A 13,692-nucleotide genomic window follows, 5' to 3' on the forward strand; every position below is an offset into this window, starting at 1 on the left:
GGCGACTCCCTATCGACCCTGGTCACTGCCCGCGCGGTTTCAGCGAGACGTGCTCGGTGCCGAGACTATCGGCCTCGACCACACCGAGCAGTTGCATCGTCCGCGTGAACTCGGTGGCGAAGATCTCCAGCATGCGGTCGACCCCCTGTTCGCCGGCCGCCATCAGCGCGTACAGATAGGGTCGGCCGACCATCGCCGCGGACGCGCCGAGGGCACGAGCGGCCACCAGATCAGCACCGGTCCGCACGCCGGTATCGACGAGCACTTCGCATCGGTCGCCGATCGCGTCGACCACGCGGGGCAGCAGTTCGAGCGGGGTGGGTGCCCGATCGAGCTGTCGCCCACCGTGATTCGACACCACCACCGCGTCGGCACCGAGGTCGGCGACCATCCTGGCGTCCTCGACGCTCTGGATTCCCTTGATCACCAACTTGCGCGGCCAGCGCTCACGCAGCCACTGCAGATCCTCGGCCGTGGCGCTCGGATCGAACATCCGGCCGATCAGTTCCTCGACCGTGCCGTCGAAGCTGCTCATCGCGGCGAACTCGAGCGGGGCCGTGGTGAGGACGTTCATCCACCACGAGGGTCGCACGGCCATGCCGGCCAGGGTGCGCAGGGTGAGCGCCGGCGGGATCGTGAGCCCGTTGCGGATGTCGCGCATCCGCGCTCCGCCCACCGGTGTGTCGACGGTCAGGACCAGCGCCTCGTACTCTGCCTTGGCTGCTCGTTCGATGAGCAGCTCACTCGCCTCGCGGTCTTTCCACAAGTAGAGCTGAAACCATTGGCGCGCGGTCGGCGCGCAGGCGCGGACATCGTTGAGATCGGTGGTCCCCATCGTGGACAGCACGTAGGGGATGTTGGCGCGGGCCGCGGCCCGGGCCACGGCGATCTCGCCCTCATGGTGCATCATCCGGGTGAAGCCCGTCGGCGCCAGCACGAGCGGAAGGGCCGCGCGCATACCGAGTACCTCGGCGGAGGTGTCGATGCTCGACACATCGCGCAGAACCCGCGGTTGGAACTCCACGTCGTTGTAGGCGGCGCGAGACCGGCCGATGCTGATCTCCTGCTCCGCCGCACCGTCGACGTAGTCGAACACCGAACGAGGGGTCCGACGCCGGGCGATCAGACGCAGATCCTCGATCGTGTGGGCCCGCTCGAGGCGGCGCGTGCGCGCGTTCAGCTCTGGAGCGCGAAACTTCAACAGCGGCAGGATCTCCGAAGGACGCGGGAGTCGGCGCTGTGTGCGCGGCGCGCTCGGTAGCGCGTCGCCGTGGGGGTCGAGGGTCGTCACTGACTTGCTCCTTCGTCGTTCCGACCGCTGTCGTCGGCATCGCCCTTCGGGCTGGCGACGCGGCGGCGGTCGAACCAGAGCGCTTGGTCGCCACACGGGGCGCACCGCTGTGGGTCCACAGCGATCTGGATACGTCTACATCGAGGTCGAGATCGGAGTCCGCGCTCGCTACCCGGCGCCGCGGCTCGCCTGTCGAGTGAACCACACAACCACCCTTATGCACAATGATTGTGTCACAATCTATTCGATCAATAGCTCCGCGTATGTTTTTGGAGACCGCACCTGGCCACGACCTCGACGATGCCGTGCGGGCGCAGCAGTGCAGCGATACGACGGCCGCGCAACGGTCCGGCGTGGCTGAACTGCATGCTCACAAGCTCGATGACGAGCGGCACCGACATCGCGGGGGTCCGCGCGGGCACGGCGCGGCCCGGTCCGCCACGACGACCAGCTGGTGTTCTTGCAGCCGTTCCTCTCGCACCGCGCTTCACCGCCGTTAGACATACTCCGCCGCTGCGACACAATTGCCGCACAACATCGTGCATAACTCGGCGCGGGAGCAACGGTTGCGATATCGAGGCATTTGTGTTCGGTGGCGATCTCACGCTGCGGGGTTCCGTCGGGTCCCACGAGCACGGCACGGCATCCGGTGGGGTCGGCGACCCAGATGCCTTGACCGGGGACAGCGCAGAGCCCGTCGGGAGAGAAGTCCGGTGAGATGAGGGTGAGATCGGCCGCTGGGCGCGCGGAGGCGAAGGTGCCGTCGACGCGGGGACGGAAAGCCGTCAGCGCCATCGCGAACGATTCGGCCACAACGATCTCACCGTCGTCGTTGGAGGTGATCCCGTTGGGAAACATCACCGGTTCGTCGGTGGCCTGGGCGATGCTGCCGTCCGGACGCACGAGATAGAGGTGGGCGGGGCGGACCAATTGCAGAGCATCTGGGTTGTTGTCGGCCCACAGACGACACCGACCTCGCCGTCACGCTCGGGGAGCCTCGCTCCGTCCGCGACTCGGTGAATCTCAGTTCGTCGATGAGGGTTCGTCGGCTTTCCCGGTACCGATCATCGCGATAGCTCCTTTGCCGTCGGTGTCCAACAAACCAATTGCAACAGCCCAGCATGTTCTATGTCAAACAACATATAGATAGCGAACAGCTATCGTCGCTTCAGGTCGCAACGCGAGTGGGAGCGCCCGGCCGGTCAAGGCAACTTACAATGTGCTGGTTGACATAGAGTTGGTCGACGTGATGTTCTATCGAGGGCGCAGCAGTGAAAGCGCCGGAGAGATGCGCGAGAGTCGATATCCCGCGTGCCGCGTCTTCTGATCACAACGAGTTGCCGACTGCCGGCGCCTCGCCAGGAAAGGACGACGGCAATCAGGGCCGGCGAGATCGTGAGCGTGCCGCTCGAGGTGTCGTGATCGGCGAGCAGAAGATGCCTGTCCGGTGCGTTGAACCGACCCCAGGCTCGCAGCGTCGAGCGAGCCGAGAAATCCACAGAGAAGGTTTACTCAATGACGAGAAGTCTGTTTCGTCGAACTCGAAATGAATTGCCGTCCACAGAAGCCGCTGCCACGAGCAACGCCGGCGGCAACAGTTCTTCGGCCCCGTGGCGTGGGCTTGCGCTGGTCTACAGCCTCGCCGCAGCCGGCGTTGTCGCGCTGGTCGCCGCGGTCCTGATCCCCACCGTGATCGTCGGCATGCTGATCAAGCTCCCCGCGGAATTCGACAGTGTCACGGTGGCGCGAGGTTCGGGTTCGCTGCTGGACCCGGCCTCGATAGCAACCGGTCAGGCGGCGGTCGAGAAGGACGTGCCGCTGGAGGTGACAACGGAGTCGCGAGCCGTCGCGGGCAACGACGAGTCCATCAGCGTCCTGCAGGTCACCGGCACAGTGAGACGGACCGATCGCCAAGGCGAGGGAGCGGTCCTGAGTACGTCGAAGGACTGCGTGGCGCTGGATCGCTCGACTGCAACCCCGGTGGCGTCGACTGCGTGCCCCGGCGATGGCGCGAGCGGTCCGCGCGGGCTGCAGTACCAGTTCCCCTTCGATGCGGACAAGCAGGACTATCAGTACTTCGACACGACGACGAAGACCGACGGTGTTCTCCAGTTCATCGATGACGAGACCGTGGTCAACGGTGTTCGGCTGCTGCACTTCCGAAATTCCGTCGCACCGATCGATATCTCCGGTCACGATCCGGCGACCGGCAGCCTCACCGTTCCGGCTGCCGCCCTTGGACTGCCCGCGCAGGCACCGGCGGTGCAGCTGTCGATGTTCTACACAGCGACTCGTGATATCTGGGCAGAACCGGTCACCGGCTCGATCGTGCGGTTCGCCGAGCAGCAAAAGCGCTACTACGCGCCCGTCGGCGGCTCGCCCGAAGTGATGACAGTGGTCGACATGCAAGTCCAGTTCACACCCGAAACCGAGAACAGCCTCCTCGCCGATGCCGAGGACGGCCGCCGAACAGTGGATCTGCTCGAGCGCTGGATCCCGATCGGACTGGGCATGACCGGAATTCTGACGCTGGCGGGCGCGGGAGTGCTGTGGTCGCGGCGCCCACGCAGCACCTCCTGACATCGCACTGGTGTCGCTTCTTTCGCCGGGGCGCACACCGGCCATCACTACCGCCTCCGCTCGTCGGCCGCAGCCACCGCGAATAGCGCAATCGTTCCCAGCACCCGAGGAGACTCTTCCCATGACCGGCAGCACTACACGCGTAGCTATCGTCAGCGGCGCCCGCACCCCGATCGGCCGTGCAGGCAAAGCATACGCAAATATCCACCCCGCGGATCTGCTCGGCGCCTCGCTCAACGCCGCCGCCCTCAGATCAGGACTCGACGACCCCGGACGCATCGACCAAGCCCTGGTGGGCTGCGTCTACCAAGCCGGCGACCAATCGATGAACATCGGCCGCAACGGCTGGCTGGCAGCCGGACTGCCCTACACCGTGCCCGCCAGCACCATCGACACACAATGCGGATCCTCCCAACAGGCAGCCAACCTGGGCGCGGCTCTGATCATGGCGGGACAAGCCGACCTCGTCATGGCCGCCGGAGTCGAATCACTGGGCCGGGTAAAACCCGATCTGAGCAGCCACGGCGGTCACCCATACCCGCAATCGCTTCTCACACGATACAAAATGCCACACCAGAGCACCGCCGGTGAAGCTGTGGCCAAACACTACGGCGTGACCCGTGCGCAGTCCGACGCAGTCGGGCTACGCAGCCACCTACGAGCGGATCAAGCATGGAACACCGGGCGCCTCAAACCCCAATCGGTCGAAATCGAGATCGACGGCACCTCGTTGCTCGAACGCGACGAAGGAATCCGCGCCGACTCCACCGACGAGAAGATGGCCGCGCTCACACCCGCCTTCGACAAGAACGGGATCATCACCGCCGGGTCGGCCAGCCAGTTCTCCGACGGGTCCGCAGCGCTACTGCTGGCCTCCGAGCGAGCTGTCGAGCAGTACGGACTCGAACCGATCGCCTGGATTCGTCGAGTGGTCTCGGTCGGCGTGGACCCTGACCTGATGCTGGAAGGACCGATCGTGGCCACCCATCGCCTGCTCGATACGCACCGGATCTCGATCGACGACATCGACCTCGTCGAAGTACACGAAGCCTTCGCCGCGGTGGTCTGCGCGTGGCAGAGCGTCTACAACGTCGACATCGAGCGACTCAACGTCAACGGCGGCGCCATCGGAATGGGCCACCCGTTCGGCGCCTCGGGTATCCGGCAACTGGTGGACCTGGCCCACCAACTACGCACGACCCGAGGCACCGCGCTGTCGGTCATGTGCTGCGCGGGAGGAATCGGAACGGGCACACTGCTCGAATCCGCCTGACCAGCCACCCAAACAAGGCACCACCGACCCAACCGAAACACCAAACACACCTTTTAAAGCCTATGCTAGGTGACATAGAGTTATCATTCTTGCATTCTCTGTGTCGAACGAGACCAAAGGAGGTCATCAGATGGACGCTGCCGATCTGGGGCAGGTATTGGCAAACAGTCCTGTCGAGCCGTACGTACGGATCTTGCGTCGGCTGGCCGAGGAAGCGCCCGACTTCGTGGCGGTAACTTGCGAGGATGACTCGATCAGCCGAAGCCAGCTGGAGCGTCGGTCCAATCGCATGGCGCGGGCATACACCGAACTCGGGGTGGGATTCGGCGAGTACGTAGCGATCGCGCTGCCCAATGGCGTCGACTACTACGTGTCGTTTCTGGCCGTGCTGAAGGTCGGCGCGGTGCCGATGCCGATCTCCTACCGGCTACCGGTTTCCGAACGGCAAGCGATTGTCGACCTCGCCGACGCAAAGCTCATCGTCGGAGCCGATCCGGACGATCACCCTGGCCGCGCCTGTCTCGCAGCCGACTTCGAGCCCGATGACTCGCTGAGCGAGGAGCCATTGCCCGAGGTGGTGTCACCGGCATGGAAAGCACCGACGTCGGGGGGAAGTACCGGTCGTCCGAAGATCATTGTCGCCGGCACGACAGCCGAGGTCTCACCCGCGCTCAACGCAATGGTCTTCCAATACGGATCCCAGGACGTGCAGCTGGTCGCCACGCCGCTATACCACAACTCCGCCGTGACGAGCTCGATCGGAGGCTTGCTGCTAGGACAGCATGTTGTGGTGATGAAGCGCTTCGATGCCGAACGACTGCTCCAGCTCGTGGAAGAGCACCGGGTCAGCTGGATGCTGCTGGTACCTACGATGTTGCATCGGATGCACCGGGTGCTCGAGTCCGGGGCCGAATACGATCTGTCCTCGATCAGGATTCTGTGGCACATGGCCTCCAAGTGCCCCGAGTGGTTGAAGCAGGCGTGGCTGGACCGGGTGGGTCCGGAGAAGGTCCTGGAACTCTACGGCGGTACGGAGCTGCAGGCGGTTGCCATCATCACTGGCACCGAATGGCTCGAACATCGGGGCTCGGTCGGGCGGCCGGTCATCGGCGAGATGAAAATTCTCGACGCCGATGGCACCGAAGTTCCACCGGAGACCGTCGGCGAGATCTTCATGCGTCGGCCCGAAGGCCAGCCACCGACCTACCGCTACATCGGTGCCGAGTCCAAAGACGTCGACGGCTGGGAGTCGCTGGGAGACCTGGGATGGAAGGATTCCGACGGCTACATCTACATCAGTGATCGTCGGGTGGACATGATCGTCAGCGGCGGCGCGAACGTCTATCCCGCAGAAGTGGAAAACGCCCTTGACGCTCATCCGAAGATCCTCTCGACGGTGGTGGTAGGCCTGCCCGACGAGGATCTCGGGCAACGGGTGCACGCGCTGGTGCAGGCCGAAGTGGGCACCACGCCCGAGGAGCTGATCGAGTTCCTGGCCGACAAACTCGTCCGGTACAAGATTCCGCGTTCGGTGGAGTTCATTGACAGCCCGCTGCGCGACGACGCGGGCAAGGTCAGGCGCAGCAAGATGCGTGAAGAAGCCATTGAGAGGATGAAAGCCGATGCCTGACAACGAGTTCGAGCGGATTCGCTACGATATCCCGGCGCCGGGGGTCGCACGGATCACCCTCGCACGCGCGGAGCGGCGAAACGCGCAGGACTATCAGATGCTGCATGAGCTCGATACAGCCTTCCAAAAGGCTGCCCTCGACGACGACGTGCAGGTTCTCGTCCTGGCTGCCGACGGTCCGCACTTTTCCGCCGGCCACGACCTGACCAGCGTCGCATGCGCTGATGAGCTCGAGACCCGAACCATGACCGGAGGATTCCGCCAGCCCGGCCAGCACGGCCCCATGGTCAATGAGGAGGAGATGTACTTGGGGATGTGCTGGCGCTGGCGCAACATGCCCAAGCCCACTATCGCCCAGGTTCAGGGCAAAGTGATCGCCGGCGGACTGATGCTGGTATGGCCGTGCGACATGATCATCGCTTCTGCCGACGCCACATTCTCCGACCCGACAGTCGCATTCGGCGTCAACGGCCACGAATACCACACCCACCTTTGGGAAGTGGGACCGCGCAAGGCCAAGGAGATGCTGTTTCGCGGCCATGCGCTCACGGCAGCCGAGTGCGAAAAGCTCGGCATGGTCAATCACGTTGTCGCCCGAGACGAACTCGAGAGTTTCACGCTCGCCATCGCCGTGGAGATCGCAGCCCGGCCTGCAATGGGATTGAAACTCGCCAAACTATCGGTCAATCAAGGGCTGGAAGCGCAGGGCCAATACACTGCGATGCAGGCCGCGTTCGGCCTGCACCAGCTCGGCCACGCCAACGCCCGTGTCGTCTTCGACGGATTCCCCGTCGACCCCTCGGGAATCGAGGTCATCCGCCAGCTCTCCAAGGGCTGATACCCAAAGACTGCCTGTCGGTGTCGCGGTCGGTGGCCCGGCAGGTCTGCCCGCACTCAGGTGCGGCGGCCGGGTGGGGCTGTCTCAGGCGCAGCCCCACCCCGCCGAGGTTTATGCCGATCGCGTCGGGCCGCGCTCAACAGCGCCGCTGTCGTCTGCGCGGTGAAACCGAGCAGTAGAGCCCTGGTTACCTGTACTGGGATCCCGACCGTGGCTCGCGCGGTGGGGGCAGTGCGGCCGAGTTGAGGTCACTGGTCGGTTCCTATGCCGATCCGACATCCGGAATCGGTTGGTGCTGCGCAGCGATCCGCCCGAACGTCCGATGGGCCGTGGTCGCGATACCTGCCAATTAACTTCGCCAAGGTAGCCGGTGAGTGCTGACAAATCTGAGGTACTGCGAGGGAAGGCTCCGCTCCCCCACGGATCGCGTCCTAGCTACACGTATATGGACGGGCAATGTCCGTGACCACTGCTGTCTGAGCGGTGGCCACGGACATTTGTCGTAGATGCGGGCGATAAACTTCACTCGGCGGGGGGAAGGTCGGCGGGTGTGTACGGGATGTTGGCAGCACGGTTGCCGTCGACGCGGATAGCGCGGCCGATCTGCGGGAACGCCCGCTGTGCGCACTCGGGACGTTCGCACACCTTGCACCCGGCACCGATCGGGACCGCGGTGGCATCATCGCGCAAAGGCAGTCCATGCGAATACACCAGCTTTTCGGCGTAGGCGATATCGCACCCGAGGCCGATCGCGAAATCCCTTTTGGCGGACAGAAACCCCGGTGTGCTCTCGTCGGTGGTGCGGGCCAGCCACAGATACTTACGACCATCGGGCATCTGCGCGATCTGTGTGCGGATACGTCCTGGTGTGGTGAACGCGTCGTGGACCACCCACAGCGGGCAACTGCCGCCGGCCCGGGAGAAGTGGAAAGCGGTAGCGGACTGACGTTTCGAGATGTTGCCCGCCCGGTCAGTGCGTACGAAGAAGAACGGCACACCACGCTGACCGACTCGCTGCATCGTGGATAACCGGTGACAGACAGTCTCGAAACCGACTTCGAACATCGACGACAACAGTTCGATGTCGTAGCGCAGCTCTTCGGCCGCATTGCGGAACCGGGTGTAGGGCAGGATCAGCGCTCCGGCGAAATAGTTGGCCAGGCCGACCCGTAACAGGTCACGGGATTCGGCGGGCATGGTCACCGTGGCGGTGATGGCTTCGATGGTGTGGCTATAGGTCAGGAAGGCCAGCTGGGTGGCGAGCTGGAAAGCGCGCTGGCCGGCCGAGAGTCTACGCGCGAGCGTGACATGGTGTGCGCCGGGATCGAAGACGCGCTTCGGGCCGGGATCCGTCGGTGCGTCCGAGCGGATCGTGACGGTGATGCCGTACCGCTCGCGCAGCAGCCGGGTCAGTTGCAGGTCCAATCCACCGATGCTGAGCCGGTTCTCGGTGAACATGGATTCGGCGGCAAGGTCGAGCTCGGGGATATGGTTGCGGCGATCGTAGAAGAAGTCACGCACATCCTCATAGGGCGTAACCGCCGCTGCTCCTGCTACCGAACCCTCGAAGCCGGCGGAGATCTGCTCGATCTGCTGTGTCGCGCCGCGCAGCTTGCGGTGCAGATTCACCAGCAGGTGCGCGGCGGCGGGCACCCGCGCCATAAGGTCCTCGAGTTCGGCATTGCTGATGCCAGCTGTGTCGGGATCTTCGACGAACACGTCGTGTAGATCGGCAAGCAGCCGCGCATCGATATCAGTCGCAAAGAATCTCACGTCCAAGTCGAAAGTGGCGTTGAGCTTGAGCAGTACCGGCACAGTCAGCGGGCGCTGATCGTTCTCCAGCTGGTTGATATAGCTCACCGATAGCTCGAGCAGTTTCGCCATCGCGGTCTGCGACAGGCCGTGTTGGTCGCGCAGTGTGCGCAGCCTTGCGCCCACGTACATCTTCTGCATAACTCAAATCTAGCACTCACACTTTTTACAATATTCACAACTTTGCAGTATGGCTTCCACAAATTTCGGCGTCTGTGAGCCATTTTGTCTGCTCATCTATCTGTGTAACGTGCGGAAAGTACTGGTGAATATTCGACGCCTGGAGGCCAACCGCTGTGAAGCACCATCTCGCCCGAACGCACCGCTCCGCCGAGGACTTCCCGCGAGAAGAACACCTCGCGTGGCGGATCGCCGAGGTTGCCGCCGATGCGGTGCCAGTGGCCGCGGAGACCGAGGAGATGATCGTCAACCGGATCATTGACAACGCCTCGGTGGCCGCGGCCTCGATCACCCGCCGGCCGGTCGCCAACGCTCGCGCGCAGGCACTAGCCCACGCCTACGGGCCGGGCGCGGCCGTGTTCGGTGTGCCCGGCCGGTTCTCGCCGGAATGGGCCGCCTGGGCCAACGGCGTCGCGGTCCGCGAACTCGATTTCCACGACACCTTCCTGGCCGCGGAGTACTCGCACCCGGGCGACAACATCCCCTCGATCCTGGCCGCCGCCCAGCACACCGGCCGCAGCGGCGCGGACCTGATCCGCGGCCTGGCCACCGGCTACGAGATCCAGGTGGACCTGGTGCGCGCGATCTGCCTGCACGAGCACAAGATCGACCATGTCGCCCACCTCGGCCCCTCGGCCGCGGCAGGCATCGGCACCCTGCTGGGCTTGGACACCGAGACGATCTACCAAGCGATCGGGCAGGCCCTGCACACCACGACCGCCACCCGGCAATCGCGCAAGGGCGAGATCTCGAGCTGGAAGGCCTACGCCCCGGCCTTCGCCGGGAAGATGGCCGTCGAGTCCGTCGATCGCGCGATGCGCGGTGAAGGAGCCCCCTCGCCGATCTGGGAGGGCGAAGACGGCGTCATCGCCTGGCTGCTCGGTGGCCCGAACGCGGAGTACTCGGTGCCGCTGCCCGCACCGGGTGAGGCCAAGCGCGGCATCCTCGACACCTACACCAAGGAGCACTCGGCCGAGTACCAGAGCCAGGCGCCGATCGACCTGGCGTTCCGCTTGCGCGAGCGGGTCGGTGATCTGGACCAGATCGCGACCGTCGTGCTGCACACCAGCCACCACACGCACTACGTGATCGGCACCGGCTCGAACGATCCGCAGAAGTTCGATCCCCAGGCCTCGCGCGAGACCCTCGATCACTCGATCATGTACATCTTCGCGGTCGCCCTGCAGGACGGCACCTGGCACCACGAGCGTTCCTACGCCCCCGAGCGCGCGCAGCGCCCCGACACCATCGAGCTGTGGAACAAGATCTCCACCGCCGAGGACCCGGAATGGACCCGGCGCTACCACTCCACCGACCCGAACGAGAAGGCTTTCGGCGCCCGCGCCGAAATCACTTTGAAGAGCGGCGAAGTGATCGTCGACGAGCTCGCTGTCGCCGACGCCCACCCGCTCGGCGCTCGCCCGTTCGCCCGTGAGCAGTACATCGCGAAGTTCCGCACCCTGGCCGAGGGCGTCATCGACCAGGCGGAGCAGAATCGTTTCCTCGATGTCGCCCAGCGCACGCCGGAGCTGATCGCAGAGGAGCTGGGCCAGCTGAACTTCACCGTCTCCGACGAGGTCCTGGCCCGCGCGCCGAAGCTGCCGAAGGGGCTGTTCTGATGAGCGGCCTGCTGGCATCGTCGGCGTCGGTAACCGACAAGCGCAGCGCGTTCCGGGCGGGCCTGGCTTCGGACCGGATCCAGCGCATCCCTGGCGCGTTCAATCCGTTGGTGGCCAAGCTGATCCAGGAGATCGGCTTCGAAGGCGTCTACGTCTCGGGCGCGGTGGTGTCCGCCGATCTGGCCCTGCCCGATATCGGCCTCACCACGCTGAGCGAGGTCACCGAGCGCGGCCGCCAGATCGCCCGGGTCACCGACCTGCCGGTCCTCATCGACGCCGACACCGGCTTCGGCGAGCCGATGAGCGCGGCCCGCACGGTCACCTTCCTCGAAGACGCCGGGATCGCCGGTGCCCACTTCGAAGACCAGGTCAACCCGAAGCGGTGCGGGCACCTCGACGGCAAGGCCGTGGTCCCGGTCGAGGAGATGGTGCGGCGCCTGCGGGCGGCGGTCGCGGCGCGGCGCGATCCTAACTTCGTCGTCTGCGCCCGCACCGACGCCGCTGGCATCGAAGGCATCGATGCGGCGATCGACCGGGCGAAGACCTATGCCGACGCGGGCGCGGATCTGATCTTCACCGAAGCCCTGCGCACCCCGGCAGATTTCGAGAAGTTCCGTGCCGCGGTGGACATCCCGCTGCTGGTGAACATGACCGAGTTCGGCAAGTCCGAGCTGATCCCGGCCTCGACGCTGGAGAAGATCGGCTACAACGCGGTGATCTACCCGGTCTCGACGCTGCGGTTGGCGATGTTCGCCGCCGAAGCCGGTCTGCGCGAGATCTACGAACAGGGCACCCAGTCCGGTCTGCTCGACCGGATGCAGCACCGCAGCCGCCTCTACGAACTGCTGCAGTACGAGCGCTACAACGAATTCGATTCCGACATCTTCAATTTCGCTCTGAGAAGGGACCAATGATGACGGACCTCGCCGTTCCGGCCATCTACAAGGGACTCGCCGGTGTCGTCGTCGACACCACCGCTATCTCCAAGGTGGTCCCGGAGACGAACTCGTTGACCTATCGCGGCTACGCCGTGCAGGACTTGGCCGCGAACTGCAGCTTCGAGGAGGTCGCCTACCTGCTCTGGCACGGTGAACTCCCCGATAATTCCCAGCTCACGTTGTTCTCCCAGCGTGAGCGGGACTCGCGCCGAGCCAATCGGTCGCTGCTGTCGTTGATCGCCAAACTTCCCGAGAATTGCCACCCGATGGACGTGGTACGCACCGCCATCAGCTACCTCGGTGCCGAGGACCCGCAAGAGGACGACAACTCCGCCAAGGCCAACCTGGCCAAATCGATGCGGATGCTGGCGGTGCTACCCACGATCGTGGCCGCTGATCACCGCCGTCGGCACGGTCTCGACCCGATCGAGCCGCACTCGAACCTCGGCTACGCCGAAAATTTCCTGAACATGTGTTTCGGGAAGGTGCCCGCGCCGGAGCTGGTGAAGGCGTTCGAGATCTCGCTGATCCTCTACGCCGAGCACAGCTTCAACGCCTCCACTTTCGCGGCCAGGGTGGTCACCTCGACCCTGTCCGATATCTACAGTGCCGTCACCGCCGCCATCGGCGCGTTGAAGGGCTCGCTGCACGGTGGCGCGAACGAGGCGGTCATGCACGACATGCTCGAGATCGCTGATCCCTCGCTGGCCGAGCAGTGGATGCGCAACAAGCTCGCCAACAAGGAAAAGGTGATGGGCTTCGGGCACCGGGTCTACAAGAACGGCGACTCTCGGGTACCGACGATGAAGAACGCGTTTCTCGATATCGCGGCCGCGACCGATGGCGCCAAATGGGTGCAGATGTACGAGACCCTCGAACGCACCATGGACGAGGCAACCGGCATCAGGCCCAATCTCGATTTTCCCACCGGGCCCGCTTATTACCTACTCGGGTTCGATATCGAGGTGTTCACCCCGATCTTCGTAATGAGCCGAATCACCGGCTGGACAGCGCACATCATCGAGCAGGGTGAGGCCAATGCGTTGATCCGCCCACTGAGTGAATATGTGGGCGTGCCGCAACGCGCGTTCGTGGACTGACCACTCGACACCTCCTTCGGCGGCTCGCACGACCGTGCAGGCCGCCGATCTCGTTTCGGCGCGCCTTCGCGCCCCGATCCGACAAGTCGACCGACATGTTCTCCAAGTCCCGGTCGCCATCCGCGGTGAGATCGCCATCCGCGCGTTCCGTGCCGCCTACCAACTCGGCGCGAACACCGTTGCCGTGTTCATCGCTGACAAAAGGCGAGCTCATAGGCTGGAAGGCTCCTCGCGGTAGCGCCGAGACACCCTCAACAGATCACTGTTCCCCGTTTTCGACCACCGAATTCCTCGCCCGCCGTGACAAGTACGGCGGGCGAGGCCGTCGGCACTCCAGTTCTAATTCGACCCGCGCCATGACAAGGAACACAACGTCACGCTCGAGAAGGGCGTCACGCTGCACATGCGGCCCGAAGCCATCTCCGATCCCG

The 13,692-nt window shown here is 64.5% G+C and carries 10 protein-coding genes and 1 pseudogene; 8 read left to right on the plus strand and 3 right to left on the minus strand.

Translation table 11 applies throughout. The features are described 5' to 3' along the window. Window positions 1–22: 22 nt before the first annotated feature. Window positions 23–1,291 (minus strand): alpha-hydroxy acid oxidase, encoded by a 1,269-nt coding sequence (locus ACWZHB_RS12470; protein ID WP_427908096.1) that lies wholly within the window; start codon window positions 1,289–1,291, stop codon window positions 23–25. A 240-nt stretch (window positions 1,292–1,531) separates the two neighbouring features. Then, the gene (locus ACWZHB_RS12475; protein ID WP_427908097.1) at window positions 1,532–2,221 is read right to left on the minus strand and encodes an SMP-30/gluconolactonase/LRE family protein; all 690 of its coding nucleotides are present in this window, start codon (window positions 2,219–2,221) and stop codon (window positions 1,532–1,534) included. A gap of 621 nt (window positions 2,222–2,842) precedes the next feature. Between ACWZHB_RS12475 and ACWZHB_RS12480 the strand changes: the two genes are divergently transcribed. The 4 genes from ACWZHB_RS12480 to ACWZHB_RS12495 all read left to right on the plus strand — a co-directional run bounded on the left by ACWZHB_RS12480 (window position 2,843) and on the right by ACWZHB_RS12495 (window position 7,612). Further along, entirely contained in the window at window positions 2,843–3,871 is a 1,029-nt protein-coding gene (locus ACWZHB_RS12480; RefSeq protein WP_427908098.1) for a DUF3068 domain-containing protein, read from the plus strand. A 121-nt stretch (window positions 3,872–3,992) separates the two neighbouring features. Continuing rightward, window positions 3,993–5,144, plus strand: coding sequence for a thiolase family protein (locus ACWZHB_RS12485; protein ID WP_427908099.1), 1,152 nt, complete (start codon window positions 3,993–3,995; stop codon window positions 5,142–5,144). Between the two features lie 130 nt (window positions 5,145–5,274). Beyond that, entirely contained in the window at window positions 5,275–6,774 is a 1,500-nt protein-coding gene (locus ACWZHB_RS12490) for an AMP-binding protein (RefSeq protein WP_427908100.1), read from the plus strand. Then, window positions 6,767–7,612, plus strand: a complete 846-nt coding sequence (locus ACWZHB_RS12495; RefSeq protein WP_427908101.1) for an enoyl-CoA hydratase — start codon at window positions 6,767–6,769, stop codon at window positions 7,610–7,612. Before ACWZHB_RS12490 ends, ACWZHB_RS12495 begins: the two co-directional genes overlap by 8 nt. Window positions 7,613–8,134: 522 nt before the next feature. Here ACWZHB_RS12495 and ACWZHB_RS12500 read toward each other — a convergent pair. Next, the gene (locus ACWZHB_RS12500) at window positions 8,135–9,565 is read right to left on the minus strand and encodes a short-chain fatty acyl-CoA regulator family protein (protein ID WP_427908102.1); all 1,431 of its coding nucleotides are present in this window, start codon (window positions 9,563–9,565) and stop codon (window positions 8,135–8,137) included. Window positions 9,566–9,720: 155 nt separating this feature from the next. Here ACWZHB_RS12500 and prpD point away from each other — a divergent pair, with 155 nt between their 5' ends. From prpD to ACWZHB_RS12520, 4 genes and pseudogenes are all read left to right on the plus strand, one after another. Beyond that, complete coding sequence (gene prpD / locus ACWZHB_RS12505) at window positions 9,721–11,223, plus strand: 2-methylcitrate dehydratase PrpD (RefSeq protein WP_427908103.1); 1,503 nt, start codon at window positions 9,721–9,723, stop codon at window positions 11,221–11,223. Then, complete coding sequence (prpB, locus tag ACWZHB_RS12510; RefSeq protein ID WP_427908104.1) at window positions 11,223–12,137, plus strand: methylisocitrate lyase; 915 nt, start codon at window positions 11,223–11,225, stop codon at window positions 12,135–12,137. Before prpD ends, prpB begins: the two co-directional genes overlap by 1 nt. Continuing rightward, window positions 12,137–13,261: a bifunctional 2-methylcitrate synthase/citrate synthase gene (locus ACWZHB_RS12515; RefSeq protein ID WP_427909147.1), complete on the plus strand. Its 1,125-nt coding sequence runs from the start codon at window positions 12,137–12,139 to the stop codon at window positions 13,259–13,261. Before prpB ends, ACWZHB_RS12515 begins: the two co-directional genes overlap by 1 nt. 76 nt (window positions 13,262–13,337) lie before the next feature. After that, a pseudogene (locus tag ACWZHB_RS12520) lies at window positions 13,338–13,484 on the plus strand (biotin carboxylase N-terminal domain-containing protein); the annotation flags it as partial. Window positions 13,485–13,692: the final 208 nt, after the last annotated feature.

The organism is Nocardia sp. FBN12 (assembly GCF_054031145.1).

Excerpts from the sequence above, each read along its gene's own strand:
- ACWZHB_RS12485 (WP_427908099.1), top strand. The coding sequence starts at position 3,993 with ATGACCGGCAGCACTACACGCGTAGCTATCGTCAGCGGCGCCCGCACC.
- ACWZHB_RS12490 (WP_427908100.1), top strand. The coding sequence starts at position 5,275 with ATGGACGCTGCCGATCTGGGGCAGGTATTGGCAAACAGTCCTGTCGAG.
- ACWZHB_RS12495 (WP_427908101.1), top strand. The coding sequence starts at position 6,767 with ATGCCTGACAACGAGTTCGAGCGGATTCGCTACGATATCCCGGCGCCG.
- ACWZHB_RS12500 (WP_427908102.1), bottom strand. The coding sequence starts at position 9,565 with ATGCAGAAGATGTACGTGGGCGCAAGGCTGCGCACACTGCGCGACCAA.
- prpB (WP_427908104.1), top strand. The coding sequence starts at position 11,223 with ATGAGCGGCCTGCTGGCATCGTCGGCGTCGGTAACCGACAAGCGCAGC.
- ACWZHB_RS12515 (WP_427909147.1), top strand. The coding sequence starts at position 12,137 with ATGACGGACCTCGCCGTTCCGGCCATCTACAAGGGACTCGCCGGTGTC.